At 74.9% G+C, this 18887-nt stretch carries 14 protein-coding genes; 5 read left to right on the top strand and 9 right to left on the bottom strand.

The annotated features are described in order from the left end of the window. Positions 1-6: 6 nt before the first annotated feature. The 4 genes from ACI797_RS13450 to sucC form a co-directional block, all read right to left on the bottom strand. Positions 7-1233, bottom strand: a complete 1227-nt coding sequence (locus ACI797_RS13450; RefSeq protein WP_456859150.1) for a cell division protein PerM — start codon at positions 1231-1233, stop codon at positions 7-9. Positions 1234-1350: 117 nt separating this feature from the next. Continuing rightward, positions 1351-2367, bottom strand: a complete 1017-nt coding sequence (locus ACI797_RS13445) for a hypothetical protein (protein WP_456859148.1) — start codon at positions 2365-2367, stop codon at positions 1351-1353. A 154-nt stretch (positions 2368-2521) separates the two neighbouring features. Next, entirely contained in the window at positions 2522-3397 is an 876-nt protein-coding gene (gene sucD / locus ACI797_RS13440) for a succinate--CoA ligase subunit alpha (protein WP_456859147.1), read from the bottom strand. A 90-nt stretch (positions 3398-3487) separates the two neighbouring features. Then, positions 3488-4651, bottom strand: coding sequence for an ADP-forming succinate--CoA ligase subunit beta (sucC, locus tag ACI797_RS13435; RefSeq protein WP_456859146.1), 1164 nt, complete (start codon positions 4649-4651; stop codon positions 3488-3490). 173 nt (positions 4652-4824) lie between these two features. On the opposite strand from sucC, the gene ACI797_RS13430 reads away from it, so the two are divergent. Continuing rightward, entirely contained in the window at positions 4825-6663 is a 1839-nt protein-coding gene (locus ACI797_RS13430; protein ID WP_456859144.1) for a CocE/NonD family hydrolase, read from the top strand. A 20-nt stretch (positions 6664-6683) separates the two neighbouring features. Here the strand turns inward: ACI797_RS13430 and ACI797_RS13425 are convergent, their stop codons facing one another. After that, positions 6684-7094 (bottom strand): cobalamin B12-binding domain-containing protein, encoded by a 411-nt coding sequence (locus tag ACI797_RS13425; protein ID WP_456539012.1) that lies wholly within the window; start codon positions 7092-7094, stop codon positions 6684-6686. A 31-nt stretch (positions 7095-7125) separates the two neighbouring features. Then, entirely contained in the window at positions 7126-8097 is a 972-nt protein-coding gene (locus ACI797_RS13420) for a hypothetical protein (RefSeq protein WP_456859143.1), read from the bottom strand. Positions 8098-8377: 280 nt separating this feature from the next. Here ACI797_RS13420 and ACI797_RS13415 point away from each other — a divergent pair, with 280 nt between their 5' ends. Beyond that, complete coding sequence (locus ACI797_RS13415; RefSeq protein WP_456859141.1) at positions 8378-9274, top strand: esterase/lipase family protein; 897 nt, start codon at positions 8378-8380, stop codon at positions 9272-9274. 212 nt (positions 9275-9486) lie between these two features. Beyond that, positions 9487-10176 carry a M23 family metallopeptidase gene (locus ACI797_RS13410; RefSeq protein WP_456859139.1) on the top strand — a complete coding sequence of 230 codons (690 nt, stop codon included), beginning with the start codon at positions 9487-9489 and terminating at the stop codon, positions 10174-10176. Between the two features lie 165 nt (positions 10177-10341). On the opposite strand, the gene pcrA is transcribed toward ACI797_RS13410, so the two are convergent. Then, complete coding sequence (pcrA, locus tag ACI797_RS13405) at positions 10342-12648, bottom strand: DNA helicase PcrA (RefSeq protein WP_456859138.1); 2307 nt, start codon at positions 12646-12648, stop codon at positions 10342-10344. Positions 12649-12930: 282 nt separating this feature from the next. Here pcrA and ACI797_RS13400 point away from each other — a divergent pair, with 282 nt between their 5' ends. Further along, complete coding sequence (locus tag ACI797_RS13400) at positions 12931-13206, top strand: chorismate mutase (protein ID WP_456859137.1); 276 nt, start codon at positions 12931-12933, stop codon at positions 13204-13206. Here ACI797_RS13400 and ACI797_RS13395 read toward each other — a convergent pair. After that, complete coding sequence (locus ACI797_RS13395) at positions 13203-15533, bottom strand: putative bifunctional diguanylate cyclase/phosphodiesterase (protein WP_456859136.1); 2331 nt, start codon at positions 15531-15533, stop codon at positions 13203-13205. The genes ACI797_RS13400 and ACI797_RS13395 overlap by 4 nt on opposite strands. A gap of 162 nt (positions 15534-15695) precedes the next feature. Between ACI797_RS13395 and ACI797_RS13390 the strand changes: the two genes are divergently transcribed. Next, entirely contained in the window at positions 15696-16586 is an 891-nt protein-coding gene (locus ACI797_RS13390) for an RNA polymerase sigma-70 factor (protein WP_456859135.1), read from the top strand. On the opposite strand, the gene ACI797_RS13385 is transcribed toward ACI797_RS13390, so the two are convergent. Then, positions 16583-18886, bottom strand: a complete 2304-nt coding sequence (locus tag ACI797_RS13385; protein WP_456859133.1) for a putative bifunctional diguanylate cyclase/phosphodiesterase — start codon at positions 18884-18886, stop codon at positions 16583-16585. The genes ACI797_RS13390 and ACI797_RS13385 overlap by 4 nt on opposite strands. Position 18887 lies beyond the last annotated feature (1 nt).

Here is an 18887-nt window from a genome sequence, read left to right as displayed (position 1 = left end):
GAAACCTTAGTGCGGCCGCTCCCGGACCCTCGCCCCCGGTGAGCGCCACCGGGCCACCGCCGCTGCCAGCGCCGCGGCGATGCCCGCCTGCGCCGCGACGGCCACGCCCGTGGCCAGGGCCGGCGCGCCCACCTCGGCCAGGGCGCCGTCGCCCAGCGAGGCCCCGGCCAGCCACACCACCACCGCGGACGCGAGCCCCAGCAGCACGCCGGCGAGCACGCCCCACAGCCCGGCCACGACCGCACCGCCGTCCCGCGGGCCCAGCCGGCGGCCGACCACCACCCCGGTGACGAGCCCGCCCAGGGCGGGCACGGCCTGGGAGACGAAGGCGAGCAGCGGCACCGCCTGGGTGTCGGGCAGCGCGGCCAGCATCGGCAGCGCGGGGACGGCACCCAGGGTGACCCCGTGCACCGAGACCGCCGTGCCGCTGCCGACGACGAACCCCGGGCCGGCGGCGAGGCCCAGCACGGCGGCCGCGGCGTTGGGCAGCAGCAGCACCGCGAGCCCGAGCAGGCCGGCCGCACCGGCGGCCGCGCCACCGAGCTCGCCGGAGACCGCGGCGTAGCCGCGGGTGTCGCTGGCGAGGGCCACCCCGACCACGGCGGTGCACAGCGCGAGCAGCGCCCAGCCGCCCGCCAGCACCGCGCGCAGCACCGGCCGCGCCGCGCCGGGCAACCGGTCGAGCGCGGCGTCGAGGTCGCCGGACTCCCGCAGCACGCCCCAGCCGCCCGCGACCAGCGACAGCAGCAGGGCGCCGAGCCCGGTCCGCAGCAGGTCGACGCCCACGTCGGGGTCGTCGAGCACCACACCGAGCAGCAGGGTCAGGACGGTGTGGACCGCGACCAGCGCCGCGATCGTCACCCCGACCGCCCGGCCCGACGTCGTCCCGGCGAGGTGGACGGCGAGCCGTCCCGCCCGGGCCAGGCCCCAGGCGATGGCCGCCGTCAGCAGCAGCGGCGCCAGCCGCAGCGGGCCGCCGGGCAGCGTGAGCTCGGACCCCTGCGCGAGGAGCCACAACCGGCCCGCGAGCGCGCTCGAACCGCCCACCGACAGCCCGCCGCCGGGGTCGAGCGTCCCGACGACGACGACCGCGACGCCCAGCCCGACGAGGCCCAGGAGGGACACCGCCGCCGCGGCCAGCGCCGCCCACACCGGGCCCCGGGCGAGACCGTGGTCGGCCCTGGAGTCGGGACGGCGGTCCACGACCGGTGCCCGTGGGGTGGATGAGGCCATGCCCCCACTGTCCCAAGGCCGCGCCGCCGACGGGAGCGCACGCGCCGACGGGCCGACAACGACCGACCGCCGGCGGCCCGAGGGCCACCGGCGGTCGGCGGAGGAGCGGTGCGGAGCTCAGGCGGTCGTCGGACCGCTCGGCCCCTGGGCGGGACCGGAGCCCGACGCGGTGGAGCCGCCCTGCGGACCGCTCGGCCGGCCGTACGGCGGCGGGGGCGGCGTGCCCGGGCCGGTGGCACCCGGACCGCCGGGGACCGGGCCGGGCCCGGTGTGCGACGGCGGCGGGTTGTACGAGTGCTGCGGCGGCTGACCGTAGGACGGCGGCGGAGGGGCGGGTTGCCCGTACTGCTGGCCGGGCGCACCCCCCTGCGGGGCACCGCCGAACGAGCCGGGCAGGTTCGGCGCCTGCTGGTTGGCCCACTGGGCGGCGTTGGCCAGGTTGCCCGGCAGCGCCGGCCGGTTCTTCAGCTCCGGCAGCACCGAGAGGAAGGCGAAGACGGCGATCGCCAGCGCCACCAGGAACCCGAGCAACGCGAAGATCGAGAAGCCGGCGTCGAAGGTGTTGATCCACTCGAAGAGCACGAGCAGCGCACCGAGCGCGGCCAGGCCCACGGTGATCCAGCCCCGCGGGAAACCGAGCTTCACCTCGTAGAAGGCCGGCAGCAGCGCCCAGATGGTGGCCAGCAGGAACAGCACGAACGCCGTGCTCACCAGACCCCGGCTGAAGCCGTTCACGGTGAAGCCGGTGAAGAACTCGTCGCTGAAGTCGTACCAGGGGAACAGCGAGAGGATCAGGAACACCAGGGTGCCGCCGGCGATGACGTAGTCCGCCATCTTCAGCTTCTTGGCGTCGAAGGAGACCCCGCCGCCGGTGCCCGCGGGCTGCGCGTAGGGGTTGTACCCCGCCTGGCCCGGCTGCTGCGGGGGGTACCCCGGCGGCGGGCCGTAGGACGGCTGGCCGGGCTGCGGCTGGCCGGGATAGGGCTGGCCGGGCTGCGGCTGCCCCGGCTGACCGTAGGACGGCTGCCCCGGCGCGGGCGGCGGGAACCCGGGCTGCTGCCCGTAGCCGGGCTGCCCGCCCTGGGGCGGCGGCCCGTACCCGCCCGGCGGCTGCGGGGGCTGACTGGAGGTCATGACGGGGGTCTCCTCGGTAGTGACAGGCTTGCGGAGCGCATGGTGTCGGCCCTGCTCGCCCGGCGCAACTGTGCCGCGCCAGTCGTCCCCCGTCCGTGACACGCCGCTGCCCGGCGCCCCAGGGGGACGCCGGGCAGCGGGTGCGATGGAGCGGCTACGCGACGATGTCGCGCATCAGCCGGGCGGTCTCGGACGGCGTCTTGCCGACGCGGACGCCGGCGGCCTCGAGGGCCTCCTTCTTGGCCTGGGCGGTGCCGGCCGAGCCGGAGACGATCGCGCCGGCGTGGCCCATGGTCTTGCCCTCGGGCGCGGTGAAGCCGGCGACGTAGCCGACGACCGGCTTGGTCACGTTGGCCTTGATGAAGTCGGCGGCCCGCTCCTCGGCGTCCCCACCGATCTCGCCGATCATCACGATCGCCTCGGTCTCCGGGTCGTCCTGGAACGCCTGGAGGCAGTCGATGTGGGTGGTGCCGATGACCGGGTCGCCGCCGATGCCGACGCAGGTGGAGAAACCGATGTCCCGGAGCTCGTACATCATCTGGTAGGTCAGCGTGCCCGACTTGCTGACCAGGCCGATCTTGCCCTGCTTGGTGATGTTGGCCGGGATGATGCCGGCGTTCGAGCGCCCGGGGCTGATCAGCCCGGGGCAGTTCGGGCCGATGATGCGGGTCGAGCCGCCCTGGGCGTGCGCCCAGAAGTAGGTCGAGTCGTGCACCGGGATGCCCTCGGTGATGACGACGGCCAGCCCGATCTGGGCGTCGACGGCCTCGATGACGGCGCCCTTCGCACCGGCCGGCGGCACGAAGATCACGCTGACGTCGGCGCCGGTCTCCTTCATCGCCTCGGCGACGGAGCCGAACACCGGCACGGTGCCGCCGTCGAACTCGACGCTCTCGCCGGCCTTCTTCGGGTTGACGCCACCGACGATGGCGGTCCCGGAGGCGAGCATGCGCTGGGTGTGCTTGCGCCCCTCCGAGCCGGTCATGCCCTGGACGATGACCTTGCTGTTCTCGTTGAGGAAGATCGACATCTCTTCAGGTCCTGTCTTCAGGAGGCCGGAGCGGCCCCTTCCAGGGGCCCGCCCCGAGCTCGCGAGGGGTGGGGAGGAAGGGGTTCTTCGTCAGGCGGCGGCGAGCTCGGCGGCCCGCCGGGCGGCGCCGTCCATCGTGTCGACCACGGTCACGAGCGGGTGGTTGGCCTCGGCGAGGATCCGCCGGCCCTCCTCCACGTTGTTGCCGTCGAGGCGGACGACCAGCGGCTTGGTCGCCTCGTCCCCGAGCAGCTGCAGCGCGTGCACGATGCCGTTGGCGACGGCGTCGCAGGCGGTGATGCCGCCGAAGACGTTGACGAAGACGCTCTTCACGGCGGGGTCGGACAGGATGATGTGCAGCCCGTTGGCCATGACCTCGGCCGAGGCGCCGCCGCCGATGTCCAGGAAGTTGGCCGGCTTGACGCCGCCGAACTCCTCGCCGGCGTAGGCCACGACGTCGAGGGTGCTCATGACCAGGCCGGCGCCGTTGCCGATGATCCCGACCTCGCCGTCGAGCTTGACGTAGTTGAGGTCCTTCTCCTTGGCGGCGGCCTCGAGCGGGTCGGCCGACGCGGTGTCCTCGAGCGCGGCCCGGTTGTCGTGCCGGAAGGCGGCGTTGTCGTCGAGGGTCACCTTCGCGTCGAGCGCGAGGACGGTGCCGTCGGGCGCCTTGGCCAGCGGGTTGACCTCGACCAGCGTGGCGTCCTCCTTCTGGAAGACCTCCCACAGCCGCTGCGCGATCGCGATCGCCTGGTCGCGGACCTCGGCGGGGAAGTTCGCGGCGTCGACGATCTCGGCGGCCTTGGCCTCGTCGACGCCCGTGGTGGCGTCGACCGGGATGCGGGCCAGCGCCTCGGGGCGCTCGACGGCGAGCTGCTCGATCTCCATGCCGCCCTCGCGCGAGGCCATCGCCAGGAAGGTGCGGTTGGCCCGGTCGAGCAGGTAGGAGAAGTAGTACTCCTCGGCGATGTCGCTGGCCTGGGCGACCATCACGCGGCGGGTGATGTGGCCCTTGATGTCCAGCCCGAGGATGTCCTGCGCCCGCGCCCGGGCGTCGTCGGCGTCGTCGGCCAGCTTGACGCCGCCGGCCTTGCCGCGGCCACCGACCTTGACCTGCGCCTTGACGACGACGGTCTGCCCGATCTCGCGGGCGATGGCCTCCGCCTGCTCGGGCGTCTCGGCCACGCCGCCGGGGAGCACGGGCACGCCGTGCGATGCCAACAGGTCACGCGCCTGGTACTCGAAGAGATCCACGAACGAGCACCGTAGCTCTCCCGCAACCGGCCCGCCGCACCGGCGGGGGCACAGGTGGGCCGGGTCACAGGACGCCTCGGGAGCTACTCGCGCGTAACCACGGCGCGGCCTGCGCGTTGGGAGGGTGGGCCGCGTCGCGGCGGCCCGGTCCCCGACGACGAGGAGCCCCGCCCGTGCGCCGAGCAGCCACCGCCGCCGTGACGTCCCTGGTGGTCGCCGGGGGGACCGTGGCCCTCGCCACCCCCGCCGCGGCGGCCGAGATCGTGCCGCGCGACCTGACGATCACCGTGACCGGGCTGGGGCCGGAGAACCGCACCTGCTCGATCGACGCCGACCTCTACGTGCCGCCCGGCGTCACCGCCGCGGACCCCGGGCCGGCGCTGCTGGCCACCAACGGCTTCGGCGGCACCAAGGCCGACCAGGCCGGCTTCGCCCAGGGCTTCGGCGAGCTCGGCTACGTGACGCTGTCCTACACCGGCCTCGGCTTCGTCGACGGCGACCTCTGCCCGATCACCCTGGACGACCGCGAGCACGACGGCGCCGCCGCCGGCCAGCTGCTGCGCTTCCTCGGCGGGGACCGGTCGATCACCGCGGTGGACGACGCCACGGGGGAGCCGGTGCACGTCGACCAGGTGATCCGCGAGGACGCCCGGACCGGCACCCCGCACGACCCCGCGGTCGGCATGATCGGCGGCTCCTACGGCGGGCAGGTGCAGTTCGCCGCCGCCGCCGTCGAGCACGCCGCGGGCACCGACCGGCTCGACGCGATCGTGCCGATGATCACCTGGAACGACCTGGCCTACTCGCTGAACCCGGACAACGGCTCCCTGCCCGGCGGCACCGCCCGCAGCGGCTCGGTGAGCTACGCCGACAGCGGCGTCTTCAAGTACCAGTGGTCGCTGCTGTTCACCACGCTCGGCGTCGTCAACGGCGTCCAGGACCTGCAGGCGCTCGCCGACCCCGCCCGGCTCTCCGCCTTCGTCGACCGGAACTGCGGCAACTTCGACCCGCCGGTCTGCCGGGCCCTGCTGGAGGTGGCCGCGCTCGGGTACGCCACCCAGGAGTCGATCGACTTCCTGCGCTCCAACTCGGTGGCGAGCTACCTCTCCGACGTCCGGGTGCCCACGCTGATCGCCCAGGGGCAGGCCGACACCCTGTTCAACCTGCAGGAGTCGGTGGCGACGTACACGGCGCTGAGGAACCAGGGCACGCCGGTGGCGCTGCAGTGGCAGTCGTGGGGGCACAGCGCCTCGACGCCGGTGGCCGGCGAGCTCGACGAGCGCGATCCCGAGAACTCCTTCCAGGGCCGGCAGGTGATCGCCTGGTTCGACCACTGGGTGCGCGGCGAGGGTCCGCGCCCCCGCCTGGACTTCACGTACTTCCGCGACTGGGTGTTCGAGGCGACCGGCGACGTCGCGCGCGCCTACGCGTCGGCGCCCCGCTTCCCCGTCGGGACGCAGCGGACGCTGTTCCTCTCCGGCGACGGCGCCCTCGTGCCGGACCGCACCGCGGTGCTGCCGGGGTCGCGCTCGTACGGCAGCGTCGCGCCGGTCGGCCCGAACTACACCGAGACGTCGTTCCTCGACCAGACCGGGCCGGTGACCGATCCGCCCGGCACCGCGATCCGGTTCGAGAGCGCGCCGCTGAGCCGGCCGCTCGACGTCGTCGGCTCGCCGCAGCTCACGGTGCAGCTGGACTCCCCCGCCGCGCTCACCCAGGCGGCCGGGCCCGGCGGGCAGCTCGTCGTCTTCGCCAAGCTCTACGACGTGGGGCCGGACGGGGTCGTGGAGCTGCCGCACCGGCTGGTGTCGCCGGTGCGGGTCACCGACGTCACCCGGCCGGTGACGATCGAGCTGCCCGGCATCGTGCACCGGTTCGAGCCCGGTCACCGGCTCGCCGTCGTCCTCGCCGGGGGCGACCTCGCCTACCGGGGGTCGACGACGCCGCAGCCGGTGACGCTGACCACCGGGCCGGGCCGGGTGCAGCAGCTGACCTTGCCGGTCACGCCGTGACCGCGCGGATGAGCTGGCCGCTAGGCGCCGGCGGGGGCCCCGACGTGGTCGCGGACCCAGTCGACGATCTCGGTGGTCGTGGCGCCGGGCGTGAAGATGCGGGCCACCCCCATCCGCTCGAGCTCGGGGATGTCCTCGTCCGGGATGATCCCGCCGCCGAAGACCACGACGTCGTCGACGCCCCGCTCGCGCATGAGCTCGGTCAGCCGCTCGAAGAGCGTCATGTGCGCCCCGGAGAGGACTGACAGGCCGACGGCGTCGGCGTCCTCCTGGACGACGGTCTCCACGATCTGCTCCGGCGTCTGGTGCAGGCCGGTGTAGACGACCTCCATGCCGGCGTCGCGCAGGGCGCGGGCGACGACCTTGGCACCGCGGTCGTGCCCGTCGAGGCCGGGCTTGGCGACGACCACCCGGATGCGTTCTTCAGCCACGAGGGCACTGTAGGGCCGGGGGTGCCACCGGTCACCCTCCGGCGCCGGCCGGCGCCCGCCGGAGCCGCCAGGCCAGCACGGTGAGCAGCGCGTAACCCACGCCGGCGACGACGAGGCCGGCACCCGGGACGGTCCACTGCAGCTCGTCGGAGGTGAGGGCGTCGCGGACGCCGGTGAGGCCGGCGGCCAGCACCGCGACGGCCAGCGCCAGCAGCCCGCCGACGGCGGCCAGCCGGGGCCGCAGCGAGGGCGCCACCACCGAGCACAACACGATCGCGCCGGCCAGCAGCAGGCCGCCGAGCAGCGCCAGGCCGGGCCGCTCGAGCAGGGCCTGCGGCCCCTCCTGGGTGACGACCGTCTCCAGACCGGTGGCCGGGTCGGTGACGAGGCGGTCGGGGACGTCGGCGGCGGGCAGCGTCATGCACAGCACGGTGAGGACGCCGAGCAGCACCGAGCCGCCGGCCAGCGCCGCCCGCAGGGGGTCGAGGGTGCCGTTGTCCTCCATGACCGTGCGCCCCCAGGCCGCCGCGGCGACGACGCCGGCGAGCACGGTCAGCCCGAGGGAGACGGCGCCGAGGACCCAGCCGGCGCCGATCTCGACGGTGCTGGTGAGCACCCGCTCGCCGGCCAGCACCTCCACGCCCGGGCGGCTGGTGGAGCTGCGGCCCCGGTACAGCTCGATGAGCAGATCGCCGACGGCCAGCGCCGCCGCCACCCCGGCGTAGGCCAGCCCGAACTTCGGGACGGCGCCGCGCACGAGCAGCGCACCGACGGCCAGGTGGGCCACCGGGACGAGCAGCGCGACCAGCGCGCTGCCGAACCCGCCGACCAGGGAGACCTCGGTCCCCCCGACGACGAGGTAGGTCGGGACGAGGGAGACGACGGCGACCAGCCCGGCGAGGACCAGCAGCGCGGCGCTGACCCGGGCGAGGACGGGGACGGTGCCGACGACGACGGCGTCGGCGGGCGGTGAGCCGCGGCGCGCGGACGGGCGGTCCGGCACGCGGCCCGGGCGGGTCCTCGCGCTGCCGCTCTGGCGGTCCCGGGCCTTCCCGGTGGCGGCGCGGTTGCGGGCGGGTCCGCTGCGAGCGTCGCGGGCGGGCACGGCTCCCCCTTCGGCTGGACGGTCACGAACAGGCCTCGATCCGCCGATGACCAGCGTCGTTCGTGTGACGGCGAACACACACGGGCATTACCGTCGGGTGAACGGAGCACAGCACGAGTGCTCCGCCACCGGCGGAGGGCGGTTCCGGCACGGTGGGACGGACGGAGGTAGGCGGCCCATGCGCCCCACGAGCGATCCGGACTCCGGTCCAGAGTCGCACACCGGCGCCGTCCCCCCGGGTACGACGCGAGGTGGGCTGCGGTCGCTGTGCACCCCCGCGACGCTGACCGGCGGGCTCACCGAGCTGGCCTGGGTCGGCGCCCACGCGCTGCTCTACCCGCTCGGCACGCGCACCGAGCCGCTGCGCCCGGACGGCCGGTTCCGCCCCGGCGTGCAGCCCCCCACCGTGCGCGCGCTGTTCGCCGCCGACCCGCTCGCCGCGCGCATCCCCGTGCTGCTCGTGCACGGCCTGGTCGACAACCGCTCGGTGTTCGCGGTGATGCGCCGCAGCCTGCGCCGGCGGGGGTTCGCCTCGGTCTGCTCCTGGAACTACAGCCCGCTGCTCCGCGACGTCGCGCAGGGCGCCGCCGACCTGGCCGAGCACGTCGAGCGCGTGTGCCAGGAGACCGGCCACGACCGCGTCCACGTGGTCGGCCACAGCCTCGGCGGGCTCATCGCCCGCTACCTCGTGCAGCGGCTCGACGGCGACCGGGTCGAGTCGCTGGTGACCCTCGGCACGCCGCACCAGGGGTCGCGCTGGGCGCACGTGGTGCCGGCGCCGCTGATCCGCCAGCTGCGCCCCGGGTCCGGCCTGCTGCAGGAGCTCGCCGAGCCCGCGCCGGGCTGCCGCACCCCGATCACGGCCGTCTACAGCGACATCGACCAGGTGGTCGTGCCCACCAGCTCCGGCCGGTGCGACCACCCCGACCTGCGGGCGCGCAACGTCCTCGTGCGGGGCGTGGGGCACATGTCGCTGCCCATCCACCGCGCCGTCCTCGACGAGGTGGCGGCCACGCTGGCCGGCCTGCGGGCGGTGCCGGAGACCGCGGCGGACCTGCCGGCCGCCGTCGCCTGAGCCCCACCAGTCACACGCCTCACGGCGTCCTGCGGGGGCGGCACGACACGTCCCGCAGGTGCTTTGTCGACTCCTGACGCATCGTTACGGTCCGATCACGTTCCCGGTACCAGCCGGGCTCGTCGATCCACCACCGGAAGGTGCTCCCCGTGACCCTGGCTCTTCCCCGGCCCGGGATCCGCCGCCCGTCCCGTCCCGCTACGGCGACCGCGGTGGAGTCCGAGCGGAGCGAGCACACCCGTGGTCGCCGGCTGCCCCTGCCGCCCGGCCGGCGGGCGCACCTCTGGCTGGCCGCCCTCATCGCCGGCGCGGTCATCGCCGGCGTCCCGTCCTTCGTCGGCGACGACACCACCGAGGTCTCGGCCACCGCGGCCGACTACGGCCTGGGGGCCTCCACCGACATCGGGATGACCGGCGGCATGGACGACGCCGCGATGCGGCAGAGCATCACCGAGGCCGAGGCGCAGGCCCGCCTCGGCGAGCTGGCCGCCTCCCGCGCCGCCCGCGAGCCCGAGACCGTGCTGCCCGTCCAGGGCCGGATGACGACCTGCTACTGCATGCGCTGGGGCCAGATGCACTGGGGCATCGACCTGGCCGCACCGCTGGGCACCCCGATCTACGCCGCGTCCGACGGCGTCGTCATCCGCGCCGGAGCGGCGTCCGGGTACGGCAACGCCGTCTACATCCAGGACGCCGACGGCAACGTCCAGATCTACGGCCACATGCGCTACTACGACGTGGAGGCCGGCGACGTCGTCCACGCGGGCGACCAGATCGCCAAGGTGGGCAGCGAGGGCTACTCGACCGGTCCGCACCTGCACTTCGAGATCCACCGCGGCGGCATGAACGGCCGGCCGATCGACACCGAGGAGTGGCTCGCCGAGCGGAACGTCACCATCTGACGCTTCGACGAGTGGGGGCCGGAGGCCTCCGCGAGGAGGAGCGGTGTGCGGCAGGGGGTCGCGAGGAGCGGGGGCCCGGAGGGTCCCCCGACGAGCGACGGGCAGCGGCTCAGCGCAGTCGGGGACGGCACATGGCCGCGGTCGTCGGCCGGTAGGCCGACAATGTCACAGCTTGACGAGGGGGGCGTAGCGCAGGACGAGGCGCTTGGTGCCGCCGGAGCCGAAGTCGACGGTGGCCTGGGCCTTGTCGCCGACGCCGTTCACCTCGACCACGGTGCCGAGACCGAAGGCGTCGTGGCTGACGCGGTCGCCGACCTCCACCGAGATCACCGCCCGGTTGCCGGCGCCGCCGCGCAGGCCGCCGGTCGACAGGCCGGTCGCCGCCACCCGGGCCTGGGGCGAGGACGAGTAGCTCGACGTCGTGGGCACCGGCTCGGTGCGGGTCCAGTGCACGGTGTCGGCCGGCAGCTCGTCGAGGAACCGGGACGGCGGGTTGTAGGCCGGCTGCCCCCAGCTGGTGCGCACCTGCGCCCGCGACAGGAACAGCCGCCGCTGCGCCCGGGTGATGCCGACGTAGGCCAGCCGGCGCTCCTCCTCCAGCTCCCGCGGGTCGCCGAGCGCGCGCAGGTGCGGGAAGACGCCGTCCTCCAGACCGGTCAGGAAGACGACCGGGAACTCCAGCCCCTTGGCGGTGTGCAGGGTCATCAGCGTGACGACGCCGGCGTCGTCCCCGGAGACCGGGATCTGGTCGGCGTCGGCCACCAGCGAGACCTGCTCGAGGAAGTCGGTGACCGTGCCCTCCGGGCTGGCCGCCTCGAACTCCGCGGCCACCGAGATGAGCTCGTTGAGGTTGTCGACGCGGCCCTCGTCCTGCGGGTCGGTCGAGGCCGACAGCTCGGCGAGGTAGCCGGTGCGGTCGAGGATGCTCTCGAGCAGGGCGGCCGGACCCGAGCCGGTCTCGACCAGCTGCTCGAACTCCTCGAGCAGGGCGACGAACTCCTGGATCGCCTTGAGCGACCGCGGGGCGAGCGTGTGCACCTCGCTGCACCGGCGCAGCGCCGAGGCGAAGGCGATGCGCTCGCGGTCGGCGAACTGCTCGATGCACGCCTCGGCCCGCTCGCCGATGCCGCGCTTCGGGGTGTTGATCACCCGCCGCAGGCTGACGACGTCGGCCGGGTTGGCGACCACCTTGAGGTAGGCCAGCGCGTCGCGGACCTCCTTGCGCTCGTAGAAGCGCACGCCGCCGACGACCTTGTAGGGCATGCCGACCCGGATGAACACCTCTTCGAAGACACGGGAGGCGTTGTTGGTCCGGTAGAAGACGGCGATGTCCCTGGGGGCGACGTCGCCCTCGTCGACCAGCTCGTCGATCCGCTCGGCGACCCAGGCCGCCTCGTCGTGCTCGTTGTCGGCGACGTAGCCCTCGATCAGCTCGCCGTCGCCGGCGTCGGTCCACAGGTTCTTCGGCCGCCGGCCGGTGTTCTTCGCGATGACGGTGTTCGCGGCCCGCAGGATGCGCTGCGTGGAGCGGTAGTTCTGCTCCAGCAGGATCGTCGTCGCCTCGGGGTAGTCCCGCTCGAACTCGTCGATGTTGCGGATCGTGGCGCCGCGGAAGGCGTAGATCGACTGGTCGGCGTCACCGACGACGCACAGCTCGGCCGGCGGCACCGGGCCGGCCGGTCCCCCACCCGTCCCCCCGACCAGCTCGCGGACCAGCACGTACTGCGCGTGGTTGGTGTCCTGGTACTCGTCGACGAGGACGTGCCGGAACCGCCGGCGGTAGTGCTCGGCGACGTCGGGGAACGCCTGCAGCAGGTGCGTCGTCGTCATGATCAGGTCGTCGAAGTCCAGCGCGTGCGCCTGGCGCAGCCGCTGCTGGTAGAGCTTGTAGGCCTCGGCGAGCACCTTCTCCGGCGCCGTCTGCGGGACGAAGCTCTCCTCGTCGACCAGCTCGTTCTTCAGGTTCGACACCTGCGCGGCGAGGCTGCGGCCGGGGTAGCGCTTGGCGTCGAGGTCGAGGTCGCGGGCGACCATGGTCATCAGCCGGACCGAGTCGCCCTGGTCGTAGATGGTGAACGACGACTTCAGGCCCAGCTTGGCCGCCTCGGCGCGCAGGATGCGCACGCACATCGAGTGGAACGTCGACACCCACATCGCGCGGGCGCGGGGCCCCACGAGCTGGGCCACCCGCTCCTTCATCTCGCCGGCGGCCTTGTTGGTGAAGGTGATCGCGAGGATCTCGCCCGGCTGCACCCCGCGGGCGCCGAGCAGGTAGGCGATCCGGTGGGCGAGCACCCGCGTCTTGCCCGAGCCGGCGCCGGCGACGATCAGCAGCGGCCCGCCCTCGTGGACGACGGCGTCGCGCTGCGGGCCGTTGAGCCCGGCGAGCATGCGGTCGAGGTCACGCCCCGCCGAGCCCCGAGCCGTGCGCTGGAGGGTGGCGGTACCGGGGAGGGGCTGGGCGCTGCTCATGACCACATCACTGTAAGCCGATCGGGTGACACCTCCTCCCGGGTCCTGGGAGGCCCCCCGCGACACCCGTCCGGGGCACCTGGTGGCCGGCGCGGCGACGGCTGTGGCAGACTCCTCGCCGTGCAGCTCGCCAGGGTCAGCTTTTACTACGGGCATCGGGATCCGGTGTCCGTCACTGCTGGCTGAGCGACCACAGCAACCGACGCCCCGGGCCCGAAGAGCCCGGGGCGTCTCTCGTTCCCGGGGTCCGACGGCCCAGATCGCCCCTGAGGAGCCGTTCCGATGAGCACCACCACCGCTGACGCCGCCACCGAGACCGCCGCCCGCATCGGCGAGCTGCGCGGCGAGATCGACGCCTGCGACGCCGGGCTCATCGAGCTCGTCCAGCGCCGGCTGGCGATCTCCCAGGAGATCGGCGCGCTGCGCGCCGCCGCCGGCGGCACCCGGCTCTCCCTCGCCCGCGAGCAGCAGGTCCTGGCCAAGTTCCAGGACGCGCTCGGCCCGGACGGCGCCACGCTCGCCCTCATGCTGCTCCGCCAGGGCCGCGGCAAGCTCTAGCCGGTCAGGACGGCGGAGCTCCCCAGCAGCTCCGGCACCGCGGTCGGCGGCAGCGGCCGGGCCAGCAGGAAGCCCTGCACCCGGGGGCAGCCCATCCGGCGCAGCGCGGTGAGCTGACCGGGGCGCTCGACGCCCTCGGCCACCACCGGCAGCGCCAGGTCGCGGGCCAGCCGGAACACCGCGCCGAGCAGCGTCGCCTCCCGCTCGTCGCTGTCGATCCGGGCGAGGAACGACCGGTCGATCTTCACCGACTCGAGGGTGAGCGCGCCCAGCCGGGCGAGCGAGGACTGGCCGACCCCGAAGTCGTCCAGCGCCACCCCGACCCCGACCTCGCGCAGCTCGCGGATGACCCGCTCCGCGGCCTCCTCGTGCGCCAGCAGACCGGTCTCGGTCAGCTCCAGCACCAGCTGACCGGGTGCCAGCTCGTACCGGGCCACCAGCTCGCGCACCCGCGGCACCAGACCGGTCCACGCCAGCGAGGCCGGCGCGACGTTGACGTGCACCGACAGGACGGCGTCGCGCCGGGCCGACCACGTGGCCACGCGGTCGCACGCCTGCTCCAGCAGCACCCCGGTCAGCCGGTCGAGCAGCCCCGCCCGCTCGGCCAGCGGCACGAACACCGACGGCGGCACCTCCCGGCCGTCGGGCCGCCAGCGGGCCAGCGCCTCCAGGGCGATGATCCGGCCGGTGCCGAGCTCGACGATCGGCTGGTAGGCCAGCGTCACCTCGCCGTCGGTCAGCCCCCGGCACAGCCGGTCCGCCTGGGTGAACTCCTCGACCTCCTCCAGGTGCAGCCCCGGCGTGTAGGTGACGACCTGCCCCTTGCCCGACCGCTTCGCCGCGTACATCGCGGTGTCCGAGCGCACCAGCAGCGCGTCGGGGCGGGCCGGGGGGTCGTCCGGACCCAGGACGCAGACCCCGACGCTGGCCCGCACCGCCACCGGCCGCCCACCCAGCACGACCGGTGGACGCAGCGCCTCCAGCGCCCGGGCGCTCGCCGAGTGCACGTCCGCTCCGCTCTCCAGCAGGACCGCGAACTCGTCTCCGCCGAGCCGGGCGACCGTGTCCACGCTGCGGGTCGCGTCCTGCAGCCGCGCCGCCACCTGCACCAGCAGCTCGTCACCGGCCGCGTGCCCGAGGGTGTCGTTGACGACCTTGAAGTCGTCGAGGTCGAGGAAGAGCAGCGCGACCGGGCTCTGCCGGCGGCGGTGCCGGTTGAGCGCCTGCTCCAGCCGGTCGAGGAACAGCGCGCGGTTGGCCAGCCCGGTCAGCCCGTCGTGGAAGGCCTGGTGCCGCAGCATCGCCTCGCGCCGGGCCAGCCGGCCGCCGAGCCGCACGTTCTCCCGCAACGTCGCGTACTGGCGCACCAGGATCAGGGTGATCACGACCGTCGACAGGACCACCTCGGCGACGCCGAGCCGGCCGCCGCCCAGCACGAAGCCGACGGTCGCCGCCAGCGCGACGGCGACCGGCACGTACGGCAGCAGGTCGGCGCGCAGTTCCGCCGCCGGGTCGCAGGTGCCCAGGTCGCCGGCGTCGTCGTCCTCGACCTCCGTCGCCCCCGTGCGGGCCACCCCGGCGAGCGCCAGCAGCAGGAAGCCGACGATCCAGCCCAGGTCGGCCGAGCCCCCGGTGTAGGACGACGTCGCCTGCAGGTAGGCGAACGTGCTGTCGGCGACGCTGAGCGCGACCACGCCCGCGCAGACCAGCAGCAGCGGCAGCCGCGGCCCGCGCGTGCGGGTCGCGGTCAGCACGGCGAGCACGATCAGGACGACGTCGAGCACCGGGTAGGCGAGGAACAGCACCCACGCCAGCCGGCTGAGCTCGGCCGAGCGGTCGCTGACGGCGCTGAGCACGGTCTCCCAGCTGACCAGGCCGACGGCGGCCGAGGTCATGAGGGCGTCGGAGGTCCGCCGCCAGCGCCCCCGGGCACCGCCGTCGGTCGGGTGGAGCAGGAGGGCGGCGGCGGCCAGCAGGGGGAAGACGAGGAAGCCGACGTCGGCCACCGACGGGAACGGGATCCCGTCGCCGCGGATCTCCTCGCCGGCCCACCAGGACTGCCCCGCCGCCCAGGCGGCGCAGCCGACGGCCAGCAGCCCCCAGCTCCAGCGCAGCCGGCCCGCCGACCGCCGGGCCCGCCAGGCCAGGGCGGCGGCCGCGCCGGCCGGCGCGACGAGCTGGGCGAGGTTGGAGACGTAGCGCGACCAGACGTCGGAGGGCAGGACGAGCATCGCCGCCAGGCAGCCGGCCACCAGGGCGACGCCGGCGGCGACCGCAGTGGTGGGCAGCGCCGCCCGGCCGACCACGGGGCGTGCCTGGACCACCACGGTCGGACAGCATGGCGGACGTGGCGGGCAGCGGACCAGGGGTTTCCGCGGCCGATCTCGGTCCGGAAACCCCGGATGTCACACCGGGGGCCGCCGTCCCGTCTCCATGGGACACCCTGCGGAGAGAGGACGACGGACCATGACGAGGCGCGAGGTGCAGGCGTGAGCGACCCGCTGGAGGCCTTCGACCGGCACCGCCGGCTGCTGTTCACCGTCGCCTACGAGATGCTCGGCAGCGTCGCCGACGCCGAGGACACCGTGCAGGACACCTGGCTGCGCTGGTCGGCGGCCGACCGCGACGACGTCGTCGACGAGCGGGCGTACCTGGTGCGGATCGCCACCCGCCTGGCGCTGGACCGGCTGCGGTCGGCGCGCGCGCAGCGGGAGACCTACGTCGGCCCGTGGCTGCCGGAGCCGCTCCTCACCGGCGCGGAGGCCGACCCCCGGCACGACCCGGCCGAGGCGGCCGAGCTGGGCGAGGAGGTCTCGCTCGCGGTGCTCGTCGTCCTGGAGACCCTCTCCCCCGTCGAGCGTGCGGTCTTCGTCCTCCGCGAGGTGTTCGGCATGCCGTGGGCGGAGGTGGCCGCCGCCCTGGACCGCTCGGAGGCCGCCGTCCGCCAGCTCGGGCACCGGGCGCGCGAGCACGTGCAGGCGCGGCGGCCGCGGTTCGACACCGACCGCCGGTCGGCGCGCGAGGTCACCGAGCGCTTCCTCGAGGCCGCGGTCGGCGGGGACGTCGACGCGCTGCTGGCGGCGATGTCGCCGGGCGTCGTGCTGGTGGCCGACAGCGGCGGCCTGGTCAAGGCGCCGCCGCGCCCGATCGTCGGCGCCGGCAAGGTGGCCCGGTTCCTCGCCGCCGTCGCCCCCCAGGGCACCGCGCTGCCCGGCATGCGGGTCGAGCCGGTCGAGCTCAACGGGGCGCCGGCGGTCGTCGTCCGCACCGACGCCGGTCCGTACATGGCGCTGCAGCTGGTGCTGGTGGACGGCCTGGTCGAGCAGGTGCTGCTGATGGGCAACCCCGACAAGCTCGCCGGCCTGGCGGCCGTGAGCTAGGGGGTCAGCGCCGCGACGAGCTGGCTGGACAGCAGCCCCGGGACGGCGGCGGCCGCGACCGGCTGCCCGAGCAGGAACCCCTGCGCGAGCGGGCAGCCGAGCTCGCGGAGCATCTCCAGCTGCCGCGGCCGCTCCACGCCCTCGGCCACCACGGGCAGGCCGATGTCGCAGGCCAGCCGGAGCACCGCGGCCAGCAGGGTGGCCTGCGGCGGGTCGGTGTCGATCCGCTCGAGGAAGGACCGGTCGATCTTGACCGAGTCCAGCGCGATGCTGCCCAGCCGGGCGAGGGAGGACTGGCCCACCCCGAAGTCGTCGAGGGAGACGCCGACGCCGAGCGCGCGCAGGTGCGCCACGACGCCCTCGGCCTGCGCCGGGTCCTCGAGGATCCCCGACTCGGTGATCTCCAGGACCAGCTGCCCGGCGGCGAGCCGGTGCCGGGCGACCAGCCGCCCGACCGACCGGACGAACTCCGGCGAGGCCAGCGACGACGGCGGCACGTTCACGTGCACCGACAGCGGCCGGCCGGCCTCGGCCGACCAGGCGATCACCTGCGCGCACGCCTCGGCCAGCAGGGCGGCGGTGAGCTCGTCGATGAGACCGGTCCGCTCGGCGACCGGGATGAAGACGTCGGGGCCGACGTCGATGCCGCCCGGGCGCCAGCGGGCCAGCGCCTCCAGCGAGGCGATCCGCCCGGTGCCGACCTCCACGATCGGCTGGTACTCCAGCGTGACCTGGGAGGCCGCGATCGCCGCGCGCAGCCGCTCGTGCAGCGCGCGGTCCTCCACCTCGGCCAGGTGCAGGCCGCTGGTGTAGCTGACCACCTGGTCCTTGCCGGACCGCTTGGCGGAGTACATCGCCAGGTCGGAGCGGACGAGCAGCTCGTCCACGGTGCACGGCGGGTCGTCCGGCGCGACGATGCACACCCCCACGCTGGCGTGCACCCCCACGGCACGGCTCCCCACCGCGAACGGGGCGTGGAAGGCCTCGAGCGCCCGGTGCGCCGGGCCCGCGGCGTCGTCGTCGGCGAGCAGGACGGCGAACTCGTCACCGCCGAGCCGGGCGACGAGGTCGCCGGACCGCATGGCGCCGGTGAGCCGCTCCGCGACGCGGATCAGCAGCTCGTCGCCGCTGGCGTGGCCCAGCGTGTCGTTGACGACCTTGAAGTCGTCGAGGTCGAGGAAGACGAGCGCGACGGCGCTGCCCCCGTCGGCGTGGGCCTGCAGCGCCCGCTCGACCCGGTCGCGGAACAGCGCGCGGTTGGCCAGGCCGGTGAGCCCGTCGTGGGACGCCTGGTGCACCAGCAGCGCCTCGCGCGCGGCCAGCTCCTCGGCGAGGCGGACGTTCTCCCGCAGCGCGAGGAACTGGCGGGCCAGCAGCAGCGAGACGACCACCGTCGCCAGGATGATCTCGACGCTGCCCAGCGTCCGCCCGACGAGCGTGACCACCAGGCTGGAGACCAGCCCGGCGGCCACCGGGACGTAGGGCAGCAGGGCGGTCCGGACGACGGCGCCGCTCGAGCCGGCCGTGCTCGCCTCCCCCACCGGCCGCGGCAGCGTCCCGGCCAGCGCGACGAGCAGGAAGCCCACCACCCAGCCGCTGTCGACCAGCCCGCCGTCGTAACCGCCGGTGGTCTGCAGGTAGGCGAACGTGCTGTCGGAGACCCCGATCGCGACCAGGCCCGCGGCCACGAGGACGAGATCGAGGCTGCGCCGCTGGCTGCGGGCCAGCGTGGCCACGGTCAGGACGACGAGCACCACGTCGAGGACCGGGTAGGCGACCAGGAGCAGCGAGGAGAGGACGTCGTCGGCGAACCCCCCGGCCATGACGACGCCGAGCGAGGTCTCCCCGCTGACCAGGCCGACGGCGGCGGCGGTCATCACCGCGTCCATCGCGCGCTGCCACCGGGCGCGGGTGCCGCCCTCGGCGGGGTGCAGCAGCAGCCCGACCGCGGCGACGACGGGGAAGAGCAGGAAGCCGATGTCGGCGACCGACGGGAACGGGATGCCGTGCCCGGACATCTCCTCGACCGCCCAGTACAGCTGCCCGGCGGTCCAGCAGGAGCAGGCGAGGGCGAAGGTGGCCCACGTCCAGGCCAGCCGGCCGGTGGACCGGACGGCGCGCCAGGCGAGGGCCAGGCTCGCGGCCGCGGCCGCCCCCAGCTGGGCCAGGTTGGAGACGACGACGCCGAAGACGTCCGCGGGCAGCCACACCGCGGCCAGCGACCAGCCCAGCACGACGGCCGCCGCGGCGAGCACGGCGGGCGTCGGCGGCGCCGGTCGGCGCCTCCGGGTGGTGGCCATG

This window comes from Geodermatophilus sp. SYSU D00691, assembly GCF_054050275.1.
This window is presented reverse-complemented; position numbering and strand designations above follow the sequence as displayed.

Excerpts from the sequence above, each read along its gene's own strand:
- ACI797_RS13450 (WP_456859150.1), bottom strand. The coding sequence starts at position 1,233 with ATGGCCTCATCCACCCCACGGGCACCGGTCGTGGACCGCCGTCCCGAC.
- ACI797_RS13415 (WP_456859141.1), top strand. The coding sequence starts at position 8,378 with ATGCGCCCCACGAGCGATCCGGACTCCGGTCCAGAGTCGCACACCGGC.
- ACI797_RS13400 (WP_456859137.1), top strand. The coding sequence starts at position 12,931 with ATGAGCACCACCACCGCTGACGCCGCCACCGAGACCGCCGCCCGCATC.
- sucD (WP_456859147.1), bottom strand. The coding sequence starts at position 3,397 with ATGTCGATCTTCCTCAACGAGAACAGCAAGGTCATCGTCCAGGGCATG.
- ACI797_RS13385 (WP_456859133.1), bottom strand. The coding sequence starts at position 18,886 with ATGGCCACCACCCGGAGGCGCCGACCGGCGCCGCCGACGCCCGCCGTG.
- pcrA (WP_456859138.1), bottom strand. The coding sequence starts at position 12,648 with ATGAGCAGCGCCCAGCCCCTCCCCGGTACCGCCACCCTCCAGCGCACG.
- ACI797_RS13445 (WP_456859148.1), bottom strand. The coding sequence starts at position 2,367 with ATGACCTCCAGTCAGCCCCCGCAGCCGCCGGGCGGGTACGGGCCGCCG.